The organism is Pseudolactococcus plantarum (genome assembly GCF_002441715.1).
Lineage (GTDB): Bacteria > Bacillota > Bacilli > Lactobacillales > Streptococcaceae > Pseudolactococcus > Pseudolactococcus plantarum.
Genome location: NZ_JXJX01000036.1, coordinates 1 through 714 on the forward strand (window position 1 = coordinate 1; position 714 = coordinate 714).

The window sequence follows — 714 nt, forward strand, 5'->3', positions numbered from 1 at the left end:
ACCAATTAATTCACCTCTAAATGAAATTAGAAAAAAACACAGAAAACTAAGCATAGTCTACTGTGTTTTTCTTTATGTTACAGACGCCACTTGACTGTTTATTCTTATTTTAGACAGATTACCTCCATGTTTTGAGATTTAAACGTTTAACTTGTTCGTACCGCAATAAGTTATAAGTCAGATTTGTAAGGTCAGTATTTAAAACAGCTCGATCGAATCCAATAGAACGTAAACTAGAACCATGCATTGAATTTTCAATAAAGCCAAATACATGTTCAATACGGACACGTATTTTCGAAATGATTTTATTAAACATTTTATCGTCTGCCTTAAGAGATTTACAACGTGTGTTTTTAAGACAGGTAAAAAGTTCAGCACCTTTAGGTGTTGCTTGATTTTGATAAGCTGAGTCTGCTAAGGTGATCTCATCGGGATCAACAAGAACGCCCATTACTTGAGAATCATGCACATTTGCAGGCGTTGTTTGATAATTCTTTACGAATTTTGATTTGGTATCTATAGCAATATGATTTTTGTAGCCATAAAATGAAGCACTCCCCACAGGTAACAAGTAATCACTAAACAGTCAGATGTTGCAAGATGGACGTTCTTCCGATTTTGTATTTCGAGTGGAACGCTTGTTTGATAAATCGCTTCAATGCTTGTCAGTAAATAAACAAAAACTTTTGTAAGTGTGCTATTATAAGTCATATA

Annotated in this window: 2 pseudogenes; both read right to left on the reverse strand. The window is 33.6% G+C overall.

From position 1 onward, the window contains the following. Nucleotides 1–118: 118 nt before the first annotated feature. Nucleotides 119–559 (reverse strand): annotated as a pseudogene (locus tag RU87_RS09510) (transposase); the annotation flags it as partial. After that, nucleotides 535–711 (reverse strand): annotated as a pseudogene (locus RU87_RS09515) (IS982 family transposase); the annotation flags it as partial. The pseudogenes RU87_RS09510 and RU87_RS09515, both read right to left, overlap by 25 nt. Nucleotides 712–714 lie beyond the last annotated feature (3 nt).